Origin of the sequence: Mycobacterium sp. (assembly GCF_019247635.1) — a bacterium.
Taxonomy (GTDB): domain Bacteria; phylum Actinomycetota; class Actinomycetes; order Mycobacteriales; family Mycobacteriaceae; genus Mycobacterium.
Genome location: NZ_JAFBAR010000107.1, coordinates 1 through 17,277, shown reverse-complemented (window position 1 = coordinate 17,277; position 17,277 = coordinate 1). Strand labels below are relative to the sequence as shown.

Sequence of the window (17,277 nt, the reverse complement as noted above, 5' to 3'; positions counted from 1 at the left end):
GTCAGGAGCCTGCTTCCATCAGTGTCGCCTTGATTCGGTGCTTCAGTATTTTTCCCGCGTCGTTCTTTGGCAGGACATCCCAGATAACCACTTGCTCCGGCGCTTTGAATCGGGCGACGCCGGCCTCGGCGAGGAAGTTGCCCAGGCTGGTCACGTCCGGGCCGGCCTCCCCGGAGGGTACGACGACCGCGCATGCCCGCTCGCCGGTGCGGTCGTCGGGCAGGCCGATGATCGCGATCTCGGCGATGTCGGGATGGCCGGCCAGGACGTCCTCGACCTCCTTGGGTGAGATGTTTTCACCGTTGCGGATGATGATCTCCTTGGCCCGCCCGGTGACGACGAGATATTCGTCGTCGACCCAGCGTGCGAGATCCCCGGTGCGGAAATATCCCTCCGCGTCGAACGACTCGGCTTCATCCTCAGGATGCTGGTAGCCGACCAGCATCTGCGGGCCACGGGCGTAGATTTCCCCGGCGACGAGCTTGACGTCAACGACTCCGAGGCGCCCGTCGGTGTCGGCGGCGCGGTCGGGGTGTTCGGGCGCTCCGACGGTGGTGACCGGCACTTCTGTCGAGCCGTAAACGCGGGTGACCACCGCGGAGGCTAAATACGCTGCTGCCCTGCGGATCAACGGCGGCGAGACGGAGGCACCACCACAGATGAACAGCCTGAGATCGGGGAGTCGAGTGTCTGCGCGCTGTGCCGCGCCGAGCAGTTGCTCCAGAAACGGCGTTGCTCCGGCCATGTAGGTGCAACGTTCGTCACGCATGCGTTGCACCGCTTCGTCGGCGTTCCAACGCTCCATCAGGATGGCGGTGGTACCTAGCAGCAGCGGGGTTTCGAATGCGTAGATGGAACCGCCGATGTGCGCGATCGGCGATGCGACCAAGGTGCTGTCGCCCGGACCCACCTTCCAGTGGTCTCGCATCTGACGGATCAAGGCGTGCAACGAATTATGGGTGTGTAGAACGCCTTTCGGACGACCGGTGGTACCGGAGGTATAGAGGATCATCCGCACCGCGTCAGGATCCAATGCCGGCAGCCGCCGCGATCCAGCCTGGTCCGCAAGCAGCGACGCAAACGGGATCCGGTCCGAACCCGGATCCCCGCGCACGACAACGACTTCCGGCGGCGACTCCAGCCGTGCGGCGACCCGATTCAGCATGGCTGCGTAGTCATGACGACCGAAAGTTGATGGGACGAAGATCATCCGGCTATCGGCGTCTTCGAGGATGAAACGCAATTCACGGTCGCGCATCGACGGCAGGATGGGGTTGGCCACCATGCCCGCCAGCGTCGAGCCCAAGTAGATCACCACGGCCTCGTGCCAGTTGGGCAGCATGAACGACACCACGCTGCCCGGGGGGATGCGCTCGTGCAATGCGTGCGCCAGCGTCGTCGCCTCCCGGTAAAGGGTCTGGCAATCCAGCCGACGGTCACCGTCGATCACCGCGACGCGCTGCGGCGTGAGCTGCGCGGCGTCGCGCAGCGCATCCGCCAGGGTGGTGCGGACCCACAGGCCGCGCGCGTAGGCATCGGCGGCGCGTTCGTCATCCCAACGGACCCATCGCCCGGCTTTGAGTTTTCGATCAGGCATGGTTTTCATCGGCTCAAGTTCTTACGCTGGTTAGCCTTTCATGCGGCGCATCGTCATCGAGTGACGGAAGCGCGACGCGGGATGGGTATTGATGGTGACCTGGGCGACCCGTCCGTCAGATGTCGTGTAGGTGCGTCGCACCTGTAGGCCCGGTGTGCCGGGATCGACGTTGAGCCCGTCCGCCAGAGCGGGGGAAATGAGTACTGCCGTGATTTCCTGATGAACCTCAACGATACTCAGCCCGAACAGGTCTTCGATCAGGGGGAAGATGGGTCCCTCGTGGCGTTGCAGCAGCCTTCCGACGGCCGCGAACGCGCGGTTGATGTAGTACTCCGTGCGGCACAGCGTCGCGCGCTCGACATCCTTGTCCTGCCGGAAGCCCCGCACGGCCAGCCACTGCTCACCACGGCTTAGCCCGGTCCGCGAAGCCAGTTCGTTGTCGACGGTGACCATGGTGATGGATTCGATCGCGAATCGCGCGCCGCGGGCAAACGCCATCAGGTCGTTGATCGACATGACGTGCTGGACGTAGGAGTCAGCCGGCGGGCGCGGTACCACCAGGGTCCCGGTTCTCGGGCGTGACGACACCAGGTTGTCTTCCCGCAGGCGGCGCAATGCCTCACGAATGGTGTAGCGGCTCACCGCGAATCGCTCGGACAACTCGTGCTCGGTCGGCAGCTGCGACCCCACCGGGTAGACGCCGTCGACTATCTCTTTGCGTAGAGTGCGGGCGACCTGGAGATAGCGATGCTCGACCAGCCTGGCTTCCGACATCGCCACCCTCAGGTTCTCCTGCGCAACGCGAGCACGCTGCCGTCCGCATCCGCCGAAATGTAGAGCGTGCCGTCCGGTCCGGCGGTGATGCCGGCAAAGGGACCTTGCGGCCCGGAGAACGGGGGCATTCCCCGCAGGGGTTTGGGGATCACGCCGGGTGGTGCGCCCACCGGCAGGTCGGACGCTATGGTGTGTGGCGCCCCCGGGCCATTACCGTCCAACTCCACCGCGATCAGCTCTTTGGCGCCGGCGTCGACGACATAGACCCAGCCGTCGAGCACGACGATGCCCTGCGGTCGCTGCAGTCCGTCCAGCAGCGGGCCGGTGCCGTCCAGCCTGACCACCCGCCCGGCCTCCGAGACCAGGCACGTCCCGTCGGGGGCGATCGCCACGCCCACCGGCTCGTCTAGGCCCGACGCCAGCACCTCGACCGAACCGGACCTGATCGCCAATACCCTGCCCGTGCCGAGTTCGGCGACCACTACCGCGCCGTCCGGAGCCACCGCCACGCCGTAGAGTTGGTCGAAACCCTTTGCCAGCACCTCGCTTTCGGCATCGGCCGGTCGGTAGCGCGCAACCTCACCGTTTGAGGTGGTGACGACGAACTCGCCCGGCCCGACGGGTGTGACGCCGCGCAGAAAGCCCGGATACCCAGGGGAGAAAAGCATTCCGGCGGTCGTCAGGGTGCCGTTGTCGCACAACGTGTAGAAGTACGTTCCGTCCGCGATGTAGAGGCGACCGTCAGCGCCGACGGCCAGATCCAGCGGCCAGTTCAACCCGCCCGCCAGCACCGTCCGGTTCTCGCCGCCGCCGAGGATTTCGGTGATCTCGCCGGCGAAGTTCGAGACGAACAACCGCTCACCCACGAAGGTCAGGTTGTCCAGCCCGGGATTCAGCGTCGCCAACACGGTGCGCTCCCCACTGCGTGGATCGATACGCAGCACCTGACCGCTGTGCGCCTGGGTCGACACGAGGTGGCCGTGCGAGTCGAACTTCACCGCGTCGGGGACGCCCAGATCAGCGGCCACCCGCTCGGGGGCACCGCCGTCGGGGTCGATACGCCAGATCTCGTTGGCCCCCATCACCGGGAAATACAGCAAACCGTCAGGGCCGACTTCCATGGCGTTGGGCAAAGGCACGTTCTCGGCCAATACCCGCGGGGCACCCCCGGCCAGGTCCAGTTCCAGCAGGCGTCCGCCGTCGCGGCATTCGCCGATGAATAAGCGGCCCTGGTGAAAGGTGATGCCATTGGCCGACGGGATATCGTCGCGAAGCACCCGGGTGCGGCCCGCGGTATCACGCACGCTGACCCGGCCGTCCATCACCTCGGTGGCGTAGAGGTTGCCAGCTGCGTCGAAGGCCACGTCGTCGGGCGCGATGATCTCGCCGCCCTTCGCGCTGATGGTGTCCAGTTGGCCGGAGTCGAGGTCAAGCGCGCTGATCTGGCTGCCGGTCACCTGTGCGATGTAGACCCGGCCGTCCGGTCCCGTCCGCAGACCGTTGGCACCGAAGAGCCGACTCGGCGGCACGAGCCGCGTCAAGGTCCAGTCCTGGTCGACGCTGGGCGCCAGCCCGGCGGGGTGGCGACCCTGCTGCTGGGAGAATCCGGCGATCACCGCTGGACGATAGCAATGACTCTCTGGTCCAGACAATAGCTACGACGAAAACTTGGAACCGTGCTTGACGTGCTGGGCTAGGTGAGAGAATCATGCTCTCTGATGAGTGCACATCATTATCTTGTCCGGACAATTCAGTGACTGACGATCTGCTGAGGCTGGACGGGCGCGTCGTCGTGGTCGCCGGGGCCGCGGGCGGTGGCATCGGCACCACCCTTGCCCGTATGGTCGCGCGGGCCGGGGCGGCCGTAGTCGCGGTGAGCCGGTGTCGGGACAATCTCGACCGGCACATCGGTCCGCTGGTGGCCGAGGGTCTGTCGGTCGTGCCGGTAGCGGCCGACGTATCCACCGACGACGGCGTCCTGGCCACGATGGAGGCAGTGCGTGAGGCTCAGGGCGAGCTGCACGGCCTGGTCAACGTCGCCGGCGGCGCCGACCCGTCATCCTGGATGCCATCGACGCGAGTGACGCGCGGAGACTGGCAGGAACTGTTCACCCGCAACCTCGAGACGATGTTCTTCATGAGCCAGGCGGTGGCCGAGGAATTAAGGAGCAGCAACCGGCCGGGTTCGATCGTGTCGATCTCGTCGATCAGCGGGATGAACACCGCTCCGTTCCACATCGCCTACGGCACAGCCAAAGCCGCGATCGTGGCGGTCACCCGCACGATGGCGGTCGAACTGGCGCAAGCGAATATCCGCGTCAACGCGGTGGCGCCCGGGGTCACCGAGACGCCCGCATCGCGCACCTACACCGAGGACGACCCCGAGCGCGACGGTCGGGCGATCGCGATGGGACGGCGCGGCCGTCCGGAGGAGGTCGCGGGCGCCATCCTGTTTCTGCTCTCGGACCTGTCGAGTTACATCACCGGCCAGACGCTGCTGGTCGATGGCGGCGTGAACCTGCGATGGACGCACCTGGGCGGCGACAACACCTCGTTGTTCCTCAAGGACGACGGGTTTCGTGCTGCCATAAAGCGTTGGGAGAGTGAGGTTTCAGATGGAAACTCGTGAAGAACTGACCGCGCCGGTCACAATCGGGGTCGAGGCCTACATCTCCGAGGAGTACGCGCGCGCCGAACGCGACAAGCTGTGGCGGAAGGTCTGGCAGCAGGTCGGTCGGGTCGAAGACCTGCCCAAGGTCGGCAGTTACCTCACCTACGACATCCTCGACGACTCCATCGTGGTGGTGCGCACGGGGGACGACACGTTGCGGGCGCACCACAACGTGTGCATGCACCGCGGCCGTCGTTTGGTCGACGTGCCCGCGGGTGCCAAAAGCGCTTGCGGCCACAAGAAGTCGTTCGTGTGCGGCTTTCACGGCTGGACCTATGACCACGACGGCAACTGCATCCACATACCGGAACAGCAGGACTGGCAGGGCGCGCTGACGCCCGAGAACACGCACCTGTCGACGGTCAACGTCGACACCTGGGGCGGCTGGATCTGGATCAACATGGATCCCGCGGCCGAGCCGTTGCGCGACTACCTCGAGCCCGCCGCCACAATGCTCGATCCCTTCGGCCTGCAGGACATGCGCTGCAAATGGCGCCGGTGGCTGCATTTCGACTGCAACTGGAAGGTCGCCATGGAGGCCTTCAACGAGACGTACCACGTCGCGACCACCCACCCACAGTTCAACAAGTTCGGCAACTTCCGCGGCTGGGCTGCCGCGCACGGAAAGCACAGCAACATCGGCTACGACGCGCCGAAGGACTTGGAGGAAACCCGATCCAAGATCCGCCTCGGCTCGGGTGCGGACCCACGCGTCTCGACGGCCGAGATGCAGATCTACACGCTGGAGGAAACCAACGCCACGACCACGAAAACCCTTGTGGAGGCGGCGCGCCGACTAGTCGACGAGCTACCCGAGGACGCGCCCGCCAACGAGGTGCTCGAACACTGGCTTACCTCCGCGCGTCGCGACGACGCCGAGCGGGGAGTGATCTGGCCGACTATCGACCCCGAACATCTGGCCAAGAGCGGCACCGCATGGCAGATATTTCCCAACTTCCAGATCGGCCAAGGCCTGACGACCGCGCTGTGCTATAGCGCCCGGCCTGACGGCTACAACCCCGACAAGTGCATCTTCGAGGCATCCTGCTACGAGCTGTACCCGGAAGGCCAAGAGCCGCACACGGAATGGGAGTATCTGGCACCTGGCGATCCGAGCTGGCGCAGCGTGCTGCCGCAGGACTTCTCCAACATGGCCGCCGTGCAGCAAGGCATGAAATCCATGGGGTTCCGCGGTCCGAAGCCTAACCCCTACATGGAACGCAGCACTGCCAACCTGCACCGCAACCTCGCCGAACACATGGGCACGGGGGCACCCAAAGAACTCAGCACCGAAATAGAAAGAGTGAGGGAACGATGAAAGTCAACCTTGGGTTCGGATCGCACAACTCTCACGACTGGGACCGCGTGCTGGCCGAGGATTTCAGCCGCCCGCCCGCGACCGCCGATGCCGACTGCGTCCAGGCCACGCTCGCGATCGCAGATCTGGCCGAGCCGCTCGGGTTCGACGGCATCTGGATGCCGGAGCACTGCGGCACACCATATGGTATGACCCCCAACCCGATTCAGGCGTTGAGCTACTTCGCCGGACGCACCGAACGCGTCGGACTTGGCACATTCGTCGTCGTCGCACCGTGGTGGCACCCGGTCCGCCTGGCGCATCAGATCGCCTATCTCGACATCCTTTCCAACGGGCGGTACACGACGATCGGCATCGGGCGCGGAGTCTCGAAGGGTGAGTTCGACGCCGTCGGGGTGCCCCGCGAGGAAAGCAGGCAACGATTCAACGAGACCCTCGACATCTTGGAGTTGGCGCTCTCCGGGCAGAGGTTCTCCTACGAAGGGGAGATCTTCACGGTCCCGGAGATGTCACTTCGCCCCGAACCCCTTAGCCAGGACCTGTTCTCGCGCATTTATAGTTCCTCGTCAACCGCCGAGTCACTGGAGATCCTGGCCCGCCGCGGCATGGTTCCGCTCTTTGTCGGGAACAAGCCGATCGAAGACGCCGGGCGAGAAGTCCAACAGGTCAACACGTTCCGCAAGGAAGAAGGCCTGCCGCCCTGCCAGCCGAAGAACGTGATGTTCATGTATTGCACGACCGACGACCCCGCCAGATCCGAAGAATGGATATGGACCGCTAACCGCGACGTCACCGTCCACTACGGATTCGCCGACGCTTCGAACTTCAAGGGTGTCAAAGGGTATGAAGCCTACGCGGCCAGGGAAGCCTCCGCGACCGCCGTTCTCGCCTCAGAGGTGACCGGCCCCAGCGCCGGATCGGCCAAGGGCGCGCCCAAGACGCCGGGGTACCACGCCTCCAACCTGCTGATCGGAACACCTGAGGACATCTTCAACCGGATCGTCGCCGCGCAAGATGCCTGCTCGTTCTGCGAGCTGACCATCGTTCCCCAGTTCGGCACGATGCCCTACGACGACGCGATGGCAAGCACCGAGTTGTTCGCCAAAGAGGTGCTGCCCGCCGTGCACAAGATGGAGGCGCCGCTGCATCCCGCGGCGCTGCCGGAAGACGCTTTGGCATGACCGGCATCCCGGAGTGCGCACCGACCGAGACCCCGGACGACATCGACCTGTCGGCGCTGCGTGAGAAGTACCGTCGTGAGCGCGAAAAGCGGTTGCGGCCCGAAGGATCACAACAATACATCGAACTCACCGACGACTTCGCGGGCTACTACGAAACCGACCCGCATTCGCCGCCGCTGGTCCGTGACCCGATATCGGCGGACATCGATGTGGCCGTGCTCGGCGGCGGCTTCGGGGGTCTACTCTCGGCCGCATACCTGAAGAAGGCCGGTGTCGATGACGTGCGGCTCATCGAGCTGGGCGGCGACTTCGGCGGAGTCTGGTACTGGAACCGCTACCCCGGGCTGCAGTGCGACAACGAATCCTACTGCTACATACCGTTACTAGAAGAGCTGAACTTCATCCCGTCGAAGAAGTTCGCCGATGGCACCGAGATCTACGAACATTGCCGGCGCATCGGAAAACACTTCGGCCTCTACGACTCCGCGATCTTCTCCACCCGGGTCCGCGCGCTGCACTGGGACGAGGAGATCAAACGTTGGCGGGTGGGCACCGACCGCGACGACGACATCCGGGCCCGTTTCGTGGTCATGGCGTCGGGTCCGTTCCACCGGCCGAAGCTGCCCGGCATTCCTGGGATCAAGAATTTCCGGGGGCACAGCTTCCACTCGTCGCGGTGGGACTACGAGTACACCGGCGGGGACAGCAGCGGCGGACTGGAGAAGTTACGCGACAAACGCGTCGGGGTGGTGGGCACCGGGGCGACCGCCGTCCAGATCGTGCCATTCCTGGGCCGGGATGCCAAGCACCTCTATGTCTTTCAGCGCACACCGTCGTCGGTCGGTCCGCGCAACAACACCCCGACCGACCCTGAATGGGTGAAGTCGCTCAAGCCGGGCTGGCAAAAGGAGCGGCAGCGCAACTTCCACGCCTGGACCTTCGAGGGGATGGCGCTGGGCCAGCCGGATTACGTGTGTGACTTCTGGACCGAACTCGGCCGCAACACTGCCGCACGGGTTCTCGCGCTGGACGATCCCGCCTCGATGACCCCGGAGCAGTTCATGGCCATCCGCGAGGAGGAAGACTACAAGGTGATGGAGCGGTTGCGGCGCCGCGTCGACGGCATCGTCGACGACACCGAGACGGCCGAGGCACTCAAGCCCTACTACCGGTTCCTCTGCAAAAGGCCATGCACCAACGACGACTACCTGCAGACCTTCAACCGCCCCAACGTCACGTTGGTCGACGTGTCGGGGACTAAGGGGGTCGAGCGGGCGACCGAAAAGGGTCTGGTCGCCAATGGCGTTGAATACGAACTCGATTGCCTCATCTACGCCAGCGGGTTCGAGATCACGACGGAGATCAGCCGCCGGTATTCCATCGACGCGATCGAAGGCCGCGGCGGCCTGTCGCTCTACGACCACTGGCGCGAGGGCTACAAGACGCTGCACGGCTTTACCAGCCGCGGATTTCCCAACCAGTTCTTCACCGGGTTCACGCAGGTCGGTATCTCGGCGAACATCGCGGCCAACTACGAGTTGCAGGGCGAGCACATCGCCTACGTCATCTCCGAAGCGCTGGCTCGCGGTGTCCAAACCGTCGAGCCCAGCCAGGAGGCGCAGGACCAGTGGTGCAGGACCATCCGGGAGACCGCGATCGACAATACCGCGTTCGACTTGGAGTGCACACCAGGCTATTACAACAACGAGGGCGGCGGCCCCGGAAAGGGAGCGGGCGAGGGCATCCGGTCGCACCTCGGCGAGCCGTACGGGCCCGGCTTCTACGCCTTCGGTGACCTGTTGTCCGCGTGGCGGAACAAGGGTGATCTGGACGGCCTCGTGTTGGGATCATGATGGCAGAGCTCAGGTTTGATAACCGCGTTGCCGTGATCACCGGTGCGGGTAGGGGTTTGGGCCGGGCGTACGCGCTGCTGTTGGCATCCAGGGGTGCCAAGGTCGTGGTCAACGACACGGGTGGCGCAGCGTCCGGCGAGGGCACCGACTCCACGCCTGCGGACCAGGTGGTAGCCGAGATCGCCGCGGCGAGCGGTGAAGCCGTCGCATCGACGGACTCGGTGGCTACCGCGGCGGGCGGACAGGCGATCATCGGGGCCGCGCTGGATCAATACGGCCGTATTGACATCCTCGTGCACAATGCCGGCAACGTGCGGTACGGGTCCCTAAAGGAGATGAGCTATGAGGACTTTGACGCCGTCGTCGATGTGCATCTGCGCGGTGCCTTCCACGTGGTGCGGCCGGCGTTCCCGCTGATGTGCGACGCGCGCTACGGCCGCATTGTGTTGACCTCGTCGATCGGCGGTCTGTACGGCAATCACCGGGTGGCGAACTACGCCGCGGCCAAGGCGGGCGTGATCGGCCTGGCCAACGTCGTCGCTCTGGAAGGCGCCGCCGACGGCGTGCTGTGCAACGTCGTCGTCCCCTCGGCCGTGACAAGAATGGCTGATGGCCTCGATATTTCACAGTATCCGCCGATGGGCGCCGAGCTGGTGGCGCCGTTGGTGGGCTGGCTGGCGCACGAATCCTGCCCGCTCACCGGCGAAATGCTGATCGCCATCGCGGGCCGGGTGGCCAGGGCCGTGGTCACCGAAAGCCGTGGCGTGTACCGACCGTCGTGGTCGATCGAGCAGGTGGCCGACGAGATCGACGCCATCCGTGACCTGGCCGCACCGCTGGTGTTTCCCAGCGTGCCCGACGGGCATGCCGATCACATCCGGTATAGCTTCCAGAGGGCTGCCCAGCATGCCTGACAGCCCTGGAAACGGCCCCCTGTCAGGGGTGCGCGTCGTCGACCTCACCGCGATGGTGATGGGGCCCTATTGCACTCAGATCATGGCCGACATGGGCGCCGACGTCATCAAGGTGGAACCGCCGCAGGGCGATGACACCCGTTATGTCTCGGTTGGGCCGACGCGCGGCATGAGCGGCGTCTTCGTCAACGTCAACCGGGGTAAGCGGGGTGTGGCCCTCGATCTGAAATCCGACTCTGGAAAGACGGCGCTGCGCGCGCTCGTCGAGCACGCCGACGTCTTCATCCACTCGATGCGGTCCAAGGCGATCGGCCGGCTCGGATTCGGCTACGCCGACGTCGCGGCAATCAACCCGACCATCGTGTACACCAACTGTTACGGGTACGGACGCCGCGGGCCCAACGCGGACCTGCCCGCCTATGACGACACCATCCAGGCGGCCTGCGGATTGCCGTCGGTTCAGGAGCAGCTGACGGGCGAGGCGAACTATGTCGGAACGATCTTGGCCGACAAGGTCGCCGGGCTGACGGCGCTCTACGCGACCATGATGGCCCTGTTTCACCGCGAGCGCACCGGCGAAGGGCAGGAGGTGGAGATCGGCATGTTCGAGGCAGTGGCTTCGTTCATGTTGGTCGAACACGCCAATGGCGCCATGTTCGACCCACCCCTCGGCCCGGCGATCTACCCGCGCACGGTGGCCCCCAACCGGCGGCCCTATCGCACCAGTGACGGCTACATCGCAGCGCTGATCTACAACGACAAGCATTGGGCCGCATTCATGAACGCTGTGCGCCCGGCCTGGGCCAGCGACGCGTATGCCACCCTCGAGCAGCGAGCGTGCCAGATCGACGCCGTGTATTCGCTGCTGGCCGAAACGATGCAACAGCGGACGACCGCGGAGTGGCTCGAACTGTTCCGTGAGCTGCAGATCCCCGCCGCGGCGTTGTCCAGCCCCGCCTCGCTGTTCGACGATCAGCACCTGAATGCCGTCGGCTTTTTCGAAACCGTGGACACTCCACACGGCCGGGTCCGCTTTCCGGGTGTGCCGGCCTGGTTTTCGCGAACACCAGGTCGAATCGCCGGGCCGGCACCGGAACTGGGCGCCGATACCGATGATGTGCTCGAACAGCTCGGGCTTACGGGCGCAGATATGCAACCGCGCAGCCAGGTCTAGAACTCTCCCACCCACGGTAGAGTTCCGCTAAAGATCACGGCTTGAGCGAAGTGACTCGCAACCTCTAGGGGTCTAGAGAGCGAGAGCCGAGGCTCGTTGGATCATGGCGCGGCCCATACTATAAAGCCTTCTAACCCCCGCCGGTCGCGATCCTCTACTGACAAGTTTCGATGCCTCGGTGCATCCACGCGGTAGAACTGGGCGGAGTTTGACTGCTTGGGTCGCGACTGTTGCGCCGCAATCTCCTTCGCTTGAGTGCCACCTGCCTGGACAATCGCGAGACGTTGTCCGATTAGTGACGCCGCCAGGCCTGAAACCCAAAACCTGCCTGCGTGTCTCCGGGGGATCCGGCCACACCCCTCTTAAGCTGGCGGGGATCAAGAGGAGGGGACCGACGTATCGGCATCAACTACGGCGCCGGACGACAACGTGGTCAGGGCGCGCTAACCACTGAGCCGGGCGGGAGTCACCCCGCACCGGCACGTTCTGCACCGCGGCGCCGGTGGGTTGCCCCGGTCCGCCGGATAGGTCGGCTGGCGGCCTGGGATCGGCCCGAGAAGCACGGTGCCTTTCAAGGCATTCCCGCGTTGGACGGGCTTCGCGCGATCGCGGTTGCGCTGGTGCTTGTCGGGCACGGCGGCATTCCCGGGGTGGGCGGCGGATTCATCGGCGTCGACATTTTCTTTGTGCTCAGCGGATTCCTGATCACCTCGCTGCTGCTCGACGAGCTGGGCCGCACCGGTCGTATCGGGCTGACCGGCTTCTGGATCCGGCGCGCGCGACGACTGTTGCCGGCGCTGGTGCTGATGGTGCTCACCGTGACCGCGGCACGCGAACTGCTGCCCTATCAAGCGCTTAACGGGTTACGCAGCGACGCGATCGCCGCGTTCCTGTGGATGGCCAACTGGCGGTTCGTGGCTCAGAAGACCGACTACTTCACCCAGGGTGCGCCGCCCTCGCCCTTGCAGCACACCTGGTCGCTCGGGGTAGAGGAGCAGTATTACTTCGTCTGGCCGCTCCTGCTGATCGTGGTGACTCTGTTGCTTGCGGCGCGGGCCAGACGCTTTTTCGCCAAAACCACCGTGGGTCACGTTCGGTTCGCCACGTTCGTGATCGCGACCCTGGGCGCCGTCGCTTCCGCCGCGGCCGCCATCGTGTTCACTTCGGACGCCACCCGCGACCGGATCTACTTCGGCACCGATACCCGTGCGCAGGCGTTGCTCATCGGAGCAGCGGCATCGGCTCTGCTGGTTCGGGATTGGCAATCGCTGAACCGTGGGTGGTGCCTGATCCGGACGCGGTGGGGACGGCGGGTCGCCCGCCTGTTGCCGCTCGTCGGGTTGGCGGGGTTGGGCGCACTGGCTCACTACGCGACGGGAAGTGCCAGCGAATTCCGCCATGGTCTGTTGATCACGGTGGCGACCGCGGCCGTTCTCGTCGTCGCCCCGGTAGCGCTGGAGCAGCGCGGGGCGGTGGCCCGGGTACTGGCCTGGCGACCGTTGGTGTGGCTGGGCACGATTTCCTATGGCGTCTACCTGTGGCACTGGCCAATCTTTTTGGGGCTCAACGGCGAACACACGGGCTGGACCGGACTCCCGCTGTTCGGCGCGCGGTGTGCCGCCACGCTGGCGGCGGCGGGCGTGTCGTTCTGGTTGATGGAGCAACCGATTCGGCGCTGGCGGCCGGCACGAGTGCCGCTGTTGCCGTTGGCGGCGGCGACGGTGGCTAGTGCCGCCGCGGCGACAATCCTGGTGGTTCCGGGGGGAACGGGTCCCGTCCTGCGCGAAGTTGGTCTGCCGCCAGGGGTCTCGGCGGTGGCGGCCGTCTCGCCGTCGCCCCCCGCTCCGCTTCGCCCTGGTCAATCACGAGACCCCAACCGGCCCTTCACCATTTCGGTGTTCGGCGATTCGATCGGCTGGACGATGATGCATTTCCTGCCGCCGACACCCGGATTCGCGTTCGTCGACCACACGGTGATCGGCTGCAGTCTGGTGCGTGGCACGCCATACAGCTATATCGGCCAGACGCTGGAGCAAAGGCAGGAATGCGACGGTTGGCCGATCAGATGGTCGACGCAGATGAGCCAGGACCAGCCGGACGTCGCGCTGCTGATCATCGGCCGCTGGGAAACGGTGGACCGCGTCAACGAGGGCCGGTGGACCCACATCGGCGATCCGACCTTCGACGCGTACCTCAACGGCGAGCTACAGCGGGCCCTTGATATCGCGGGCTCCACCGGCGTGCGGGTGGTAGTGGCGACCGTGCCCTACAGTCACGGCGGTGAAAGACCGGACGGCCGCCTGTATCCCGAGGACCAGCCGGACCGGGTGAATCAGTGGAACACCATGTTGCGCAACACGGTTAGCCAGCGCCCTAACGTGTCGATCCTCGACCTAAACAAAAAGCTCTGCCCAGATGGCGTTTACGCCGCCAAGGTTGACGGCATCAAGGTGCGCAGCGACGGCGTCCACCTCACCCCGGAAGGTGTGAAGTGGCTGATACCGTGGCTCGAGGATTCGGTGCGCAGTCGTTAATCTACTGTGCGACAGCTGATTTCCATGCTATCACTATCCCGAACCAGAAAATTGAAGCTCACGTACCCGTTGCCTGGATCACGCACGTAGTCCAGGTAAGGCGCCATGTCCGGCGCGCTGGCGTTGTCGGCGACAACGAGCACACCGGCGGGCATACGCGGTTCAAGCAGCTCGATCACCGGGCGGTACAGGTCTTTCCACCCGTCGAGCAGCACGAAATCAACCGAGCCGTCCAAATCCGTCAGCGTGGAAAGCGCGTCTCCTTCCAGAATCGTGATCACATCGTCTAGTCCGGTCGTCGCGAATGTCTGCTTCGCGGAGGCGATCTTGGTTTCGCTGAGCTCGGTGGTCACCACCCGGCCGGTGCCGTTGTCGCGGACCGCCGACGCCAGGTGGATCGCGGAGATGCCGAATGACATGCCGAATTCGACGACCGTCGCGGGTCGGCTAGCTCGCACAAGCGAATAGAGCAGGCGGCCGGATTCGGGAGTCACCGGGATGTAGAACTCGCTCATCGCCTCGGCGCGTTCCTGTGCGGTCATCGGCCGACCGAGCTTGTCGTGCATCGCGCGCAGCTGTGACATTTGATTCTTCGACTCGGTGTACATTCGGTCGAGCTCCGCCGCGACGGCGGGATCCTGCAAAGTGTTCGCCATGCCTCCGAGGGTAGGCCCCGGCTTCCTGGCCGACGGCGGTGGACACCACGCAGCGTTTGACGAGCCATAGGGTGCGGTGTCACCATGGGTTTTGCAAAACACCTCGGTAGGTGAGGCGTCTGCATGGATATAGGCCACTGACCCCGAACGTCGAGAGACGCCCCGGGTCAGGACAGCTCTTCCCGGCTTAAGGGTTGAGCCCAAGTGGCTTCCGGATGTAATTCGGATACGCCGTGCAGTGCCAAAGCTCCGACGAGAGGGGTGTTGGTCGGGTCAGCCCCGCATCCGCATTCCTCCGGTGACGTGACGACACCCGCGCGTGTCCTGGTCGTGAGGAGGTGAGGGCGTGATGAGTCCCGGCGACAGTCCCTATCCCAAATCCGTCTTGTCCCGATCCGATTCCGGCGTCCTTTCTGCCACCTGAGCTTCTGCAGCCACACGGTCCAGTGAGCTTGCCGGAGTCCGGTCGGGCTGTTGGCAGGAGAAGACCATGACCTTTGTTGTTGCACACCGTCTTAACCCCTTTACCTTGGCCTACCGTGCGACTCATCCTTCGGGCATGCGCCGCCGGTCGGCACTGCGTGCGGGTCGGCGGATGATCGACAAGCTGCGCGCGCGTTGGGACATGACTCCGCAAGAGCGGGCCCACCGGTATGTGTCGCAGATGCCCATCGCCGTGCTAGGTACGACGGCCGAACTCCGGTGATCCGTTCTGGCACCGGCTAATTCGGGCCCGGCCAATCAGCGGTGGGCGCCCCACCCGGTGCCCACCGCTGCCCGGTGACGTCGCCGATCCGCCGCGGGCCGATATGAGCTAGTCGTTGGGGCCGGTTGGCACCAGGACGATCTTGCCGTGCGTGTGGCGCTCCTCTAGTTCTGCGAAGGCGTCGGCGACCCGGTCCAATGGATACGTCGCGGCGATGTCGAATTCGATTGCACCACTTACGATCAGGTCGGCGATTTCACTGAGCACCTCCTGCGTGGAAGCCTCGGCACTGCCCTCGGTCTTGGCGCCGACCTCGGCAGCCTTCTGAAACGAGATGATGGTGTCGATACGCTCCGGCGCCACTCCGAGATCCACGGCGAGCTGCACGTAGTCCGGCCCGAACAAGTCGATGAACGCGTTGATTCCGTCCGGCGCCGCGTCACGCAACCGGTCGGCCAGCCCGTCACCGTAGGCGATCGGGGTGACACCGTGTCCGCGCAGCCAGTCGGCGTTACCCGGACCCGCGATGCCCAACACGCGCGCCTCCTGCCGGACCAGCAGTTGCACGACGATGCTGCCGACCCCGCCCGCCGCCGCTGAAACCGCGACGGTCTCGCCCGGTTGCGGGTTCACCGAGCGGACGGCGGCATACGCCGTTGCGCCCACGACGTATAGTGAACCTGCTGTCTCCCAAGATAATTCGTCGGGCTTGTTGATCAGTTGTCCGACCGGGACGGCGGTGTGGGTGGCATGGCTAGATCGGCGGAAGCTGAATCCCAGCACCTCGTCACCGACGGCGAACTCGGTGACCCCTGGGCCGACCTGAGTGACGACACCCGCGAGGTCGCTGCCCTCGCCACACGGAAACGTGGCGGGGAATATGTCGTGCAGCGCGCCGGATCGGATGCCGGCCTCGCCGGGGTTGATCCCAGCGGCGCGAACCTCGACGACCACCTCGCCCGGCCCTGCGGTCGGCATGTCGATGTCCGTCACGTACAACACATCACGACCCCCGTAACGGTCGAAACGTACGGCGCGTGCTTTCGTGTCGGTCATGTCAAACTCCTGAGCCGGTGCGTATGTTCTGGCGTCCCACGCCAGCATAGGCAGATCCGCGCAACCGACCGGGTCCGGCCGGCGCAGTCGGGCAAGCTCCCGTCAGTGGCAACGCGACAGGCCCCGAGGGTTCGCGAGCGTAACGGCACCGCGATTTCCGGGCCGGTTTTTCGCAGTGTGGGTACGCTCGCGGACCTGGTTTGCCGGACCCACCGGGTTGTCGCTGAGAGCCGGGCACAACGCGCCCCCTCCGTAGGCTGAGGCCAATGTGAAAGCTGGGATCAGAGAAGCAAACCTACCGTCGTTAAAACAGACCCAGCAACTGCAGATCTGTGACGTACTTGTCGATCAGGCCGGCCGACAGGTGTGGAATATCTTTGTCAGCACCGATTTTCGCGTCCTGCACAGCGGCGCGGAACACGTCCGTCGGGGCCGGCGCACCATGTAGCGGTCCCGCCGGCTCTTGGTAGGCGTTCAGCAACGGTAGCACCGAATATTGACGCTGCTGTTCCGGCAATGCGCGCAGCGCTGTTGTGAATCGCCCGAGCCACTCGTCGTACTCGTCGATGCGCCGGACATCGTGTCCGGCCTCGACCAACCAGTCCACGAATGTGTCCAGGGATACGCCATCGTCGTGCGGGTTCATCACGTCGAACGAGTGGTAACCGCCGTAACCATCAGCAGCGCTGGCGATTTGCGTTCCGATCGTGGTGACGGCCTCGGCGACGAAGTCGACGGGCAGGCCGTCGTAATGCGCCCGCGCCCGTACGCCAGGCGTGGCGGGCTGGTAGAACGACCACGGCGCGATGCCGGTTGCCAAGATGCTGAAGATCAACCGGGTGA

General features: G+C 65.0%; 13 protein-coding genes, 1 pseudogene and 1 riboswitch. Of the genes and pseudogenes, 8 read left to right on the top strand and 6 right to left on the bottom strand.

Annotation, left to right across the window (positions count from 1 at the left end; genetic code table 11):
- Position 1 precedes the first annotated feature (1 nt).
- Genes JO236_RS18080 through JO236_RS18070 form a run of 3 tightly spaced genes read right to left on the bottom strand, consistent with a single transcriptional unit; the run spans position 2 to position 3,942 of the window.
- Positions 2–1,606 carry an AMP-binding protein gene (locus tag JO236_RS18080; protein ID WP_416362282.1) on the bottom strand — a complete coding sequence of 535 codons (1,605 nt, stop codon included), beginning with the start codon at positions 1,604–1,606 and terminating at the stop codon, positions 2–4.
- Between the two features lie 21 nt (positions 1,607–1,627).
- Positions 1,628–2,371 carry a GntR family transcriptional regulator gene (locus JO236_RS18075; protein ID WP_293333457.1) on the bottom strand — a complete coding sequence of 248 codons (744 nt, stop codon included), beginning with the start codon at positions 2,369–2,371 and terminating at the stop codon, positions 1,628–1,630.
- Positions 2,372–2,379: 8 nt separating this feature from the next.
- The gene (locus JO236_RS18070; RefSeq protein ID WP_293333593.1) at positions 2,380–3,942 is read right to left on the bottom strand and encodes an SMP-30/gluconolactonase/LRE family protein; all 1,563 of its coding nucleotides are present in this window, start codon (positions 3,940–3,942) and stop codon (positions 2,380–2,382) included.
- A 182-nt stretch (positions 3,943–4,124) separates the two neighbouring features.
- Here JO236_RS18070 and JO236_RS18065 point away from each other — a divergent pair, with 182 nt between their 5' ends.
- The 7 genes from JO236_RS18065 (at position 4,125) to JO236_RS18035 (ending at position 14,016) form a co-directional block, all read left to right on the top strand.
- A complete protein-coding gene (locus JO236_RS18065) occupies positions 4,125–5,000 on the top strand; it encodes an SDR family NAD(P)-dependent oxidoreductase (protein ID WP_293333454.1) in 876 nt (291 codons plus the stop codon).
- A complete protein-coding gene (locus JO236_RS18060; RefSeq protein ID WP_293333451.1) occupies positions 4,987–6,360 on the top strand; it encodes an aromatic ring-hydroxylating oxygenase subunit alpha in 1,374 nt (457 codons plus the stop codon). The genes JO236_RS18065 and JO236_RS18060 overlap by 14 nt, the downstream gene beginning before the upstream one ends.
- Positions 6,357–7,541, top strand: coding sequence for an LLM class flavin-dependent oxidoreductase (locus tag JO236_RS18055; protein WP_293333449.1), 1,185 nt, complete (start codon positions 6,357–6,359; stop codon positions 7,539–7,541). Before JO236_RS18060 ends, JO236_RS18055 begins: the two co-directional genes overlap by 4 nt.
- On the top strand, positions 7,538–9,394 hold the full coding sequence (locus JO236_RS18050) for a flavin-containing monooxygenase (RefSeq protein ID WP_293333446.1): 1,857 nt from the start codon (positions 7,538–7,540) through the stop codon (positions 9,392–9,394). Before JO236_RS18055 ends, JO236_RS18050 begins: the two co-directional genes overlap by 4 nt.
- On the top strand, positions 9,394–10,308 hold the full coding sequence (locus tag JO236_RS18045; RefSeq protein ID WP_293333443.1) for an SDR family NAD(P)-dependent oxidoreductase: 915 nt from the start codon (positions 9,394–9,396) through the stop codon (positions 10,306–10,308). The genes JO236_RS18050 and JO236_RS18045 overlap by 1 nt, the downstream gene beginning before the upstream one ends.
- Positions 10,301–11,482, top strand: coding sequence for a CaiB/BaiF CoA transferase family protein (locus JO236_RS18040; RefSeq protein ID WP_293333440.1), 1,182 nt, complete (start codon positions 10,301–10,303; stop codon positions 11,480–11,482). Before JO236_RS18045 ends, JO236_RS18040 begins: the two co-directional genes overlap by 8 nt.
- A 524-nt stretch (positions 11,483–12,006) precedes the next feature.
- Positions 12,007–14,016 carry an acyltransferase family protein gene (locus JO236_RS18035; protein WP_293333590.1) on the top strand — a complete coding sequence of 670 codons (2,010 nt, stop codon included), beginning with the start codon at positions 12,007–12,009 and terminating at the stop codon, positions 14,014–14,016.
- Here the strand turns inward: JO236_RS18035 and JO236_RS18030 are convergent.
- A complete protein-coding gene (locus tag JO236_RS18030) occupies positions 14,013–14,672 on the bottom strand; it encodes an O-methyltransferase (RefSeq protein ID WP_293333437.1) in 660 nt (219 codons plus the stop codon). The two genes, JO236_RS18035 and JO236_RS18030, sit on opposite strands and share 4 nt — an antisense overlap.
- A gap of 95 nt (positions 14,673–14,767) precedes the next feature.
- Positions 14,768–14,940, top strand: a riboswitch (M-box (ykoK) riboswitch).
- Positions 14,941–15,231: 291 nt separating this feature from the next.
- On the opposite strand from JO236_RS18030, the gene JO236_RS18025 reads away from it, so the two are divergent.
- Positions 15,232–15,378, top strand: coding sequence for a hypothetical protein (locus tag JO236_RS18025; protein WP_293333434.1), 147 nt, complete (start codon positions 15,232–15,234; stop codon positions 15,376–15,378).
- A gap of 108 nt (positions 15,379–15,486) precedes the next feature.
- On the opposite strand, the gene JO236_RS18020 is transcribed toward JO236_RS18025, so the two are convergent.
- Both JO236_RS18020 and JO236_RS18015 read right to left on the bottom strand, forming a co-directional pair.
- A complete protein-coding gene (locus tag JO236_RS18020; RefSeq protein WP_293333431.1) occupies positions 15,487–16,434 on the bottom strand; it encodes an NADP-dependent oxidoreductase in 948 nt (315 codons plus the stop codon).
- Positions 16,435–16,738: 304 nt separating this feature from the next.
- Positions 16,739–17,277: pseudogene (locus JO236_RS18015) on the bottom strand (oxidoreductase); the annotation flags it as partial.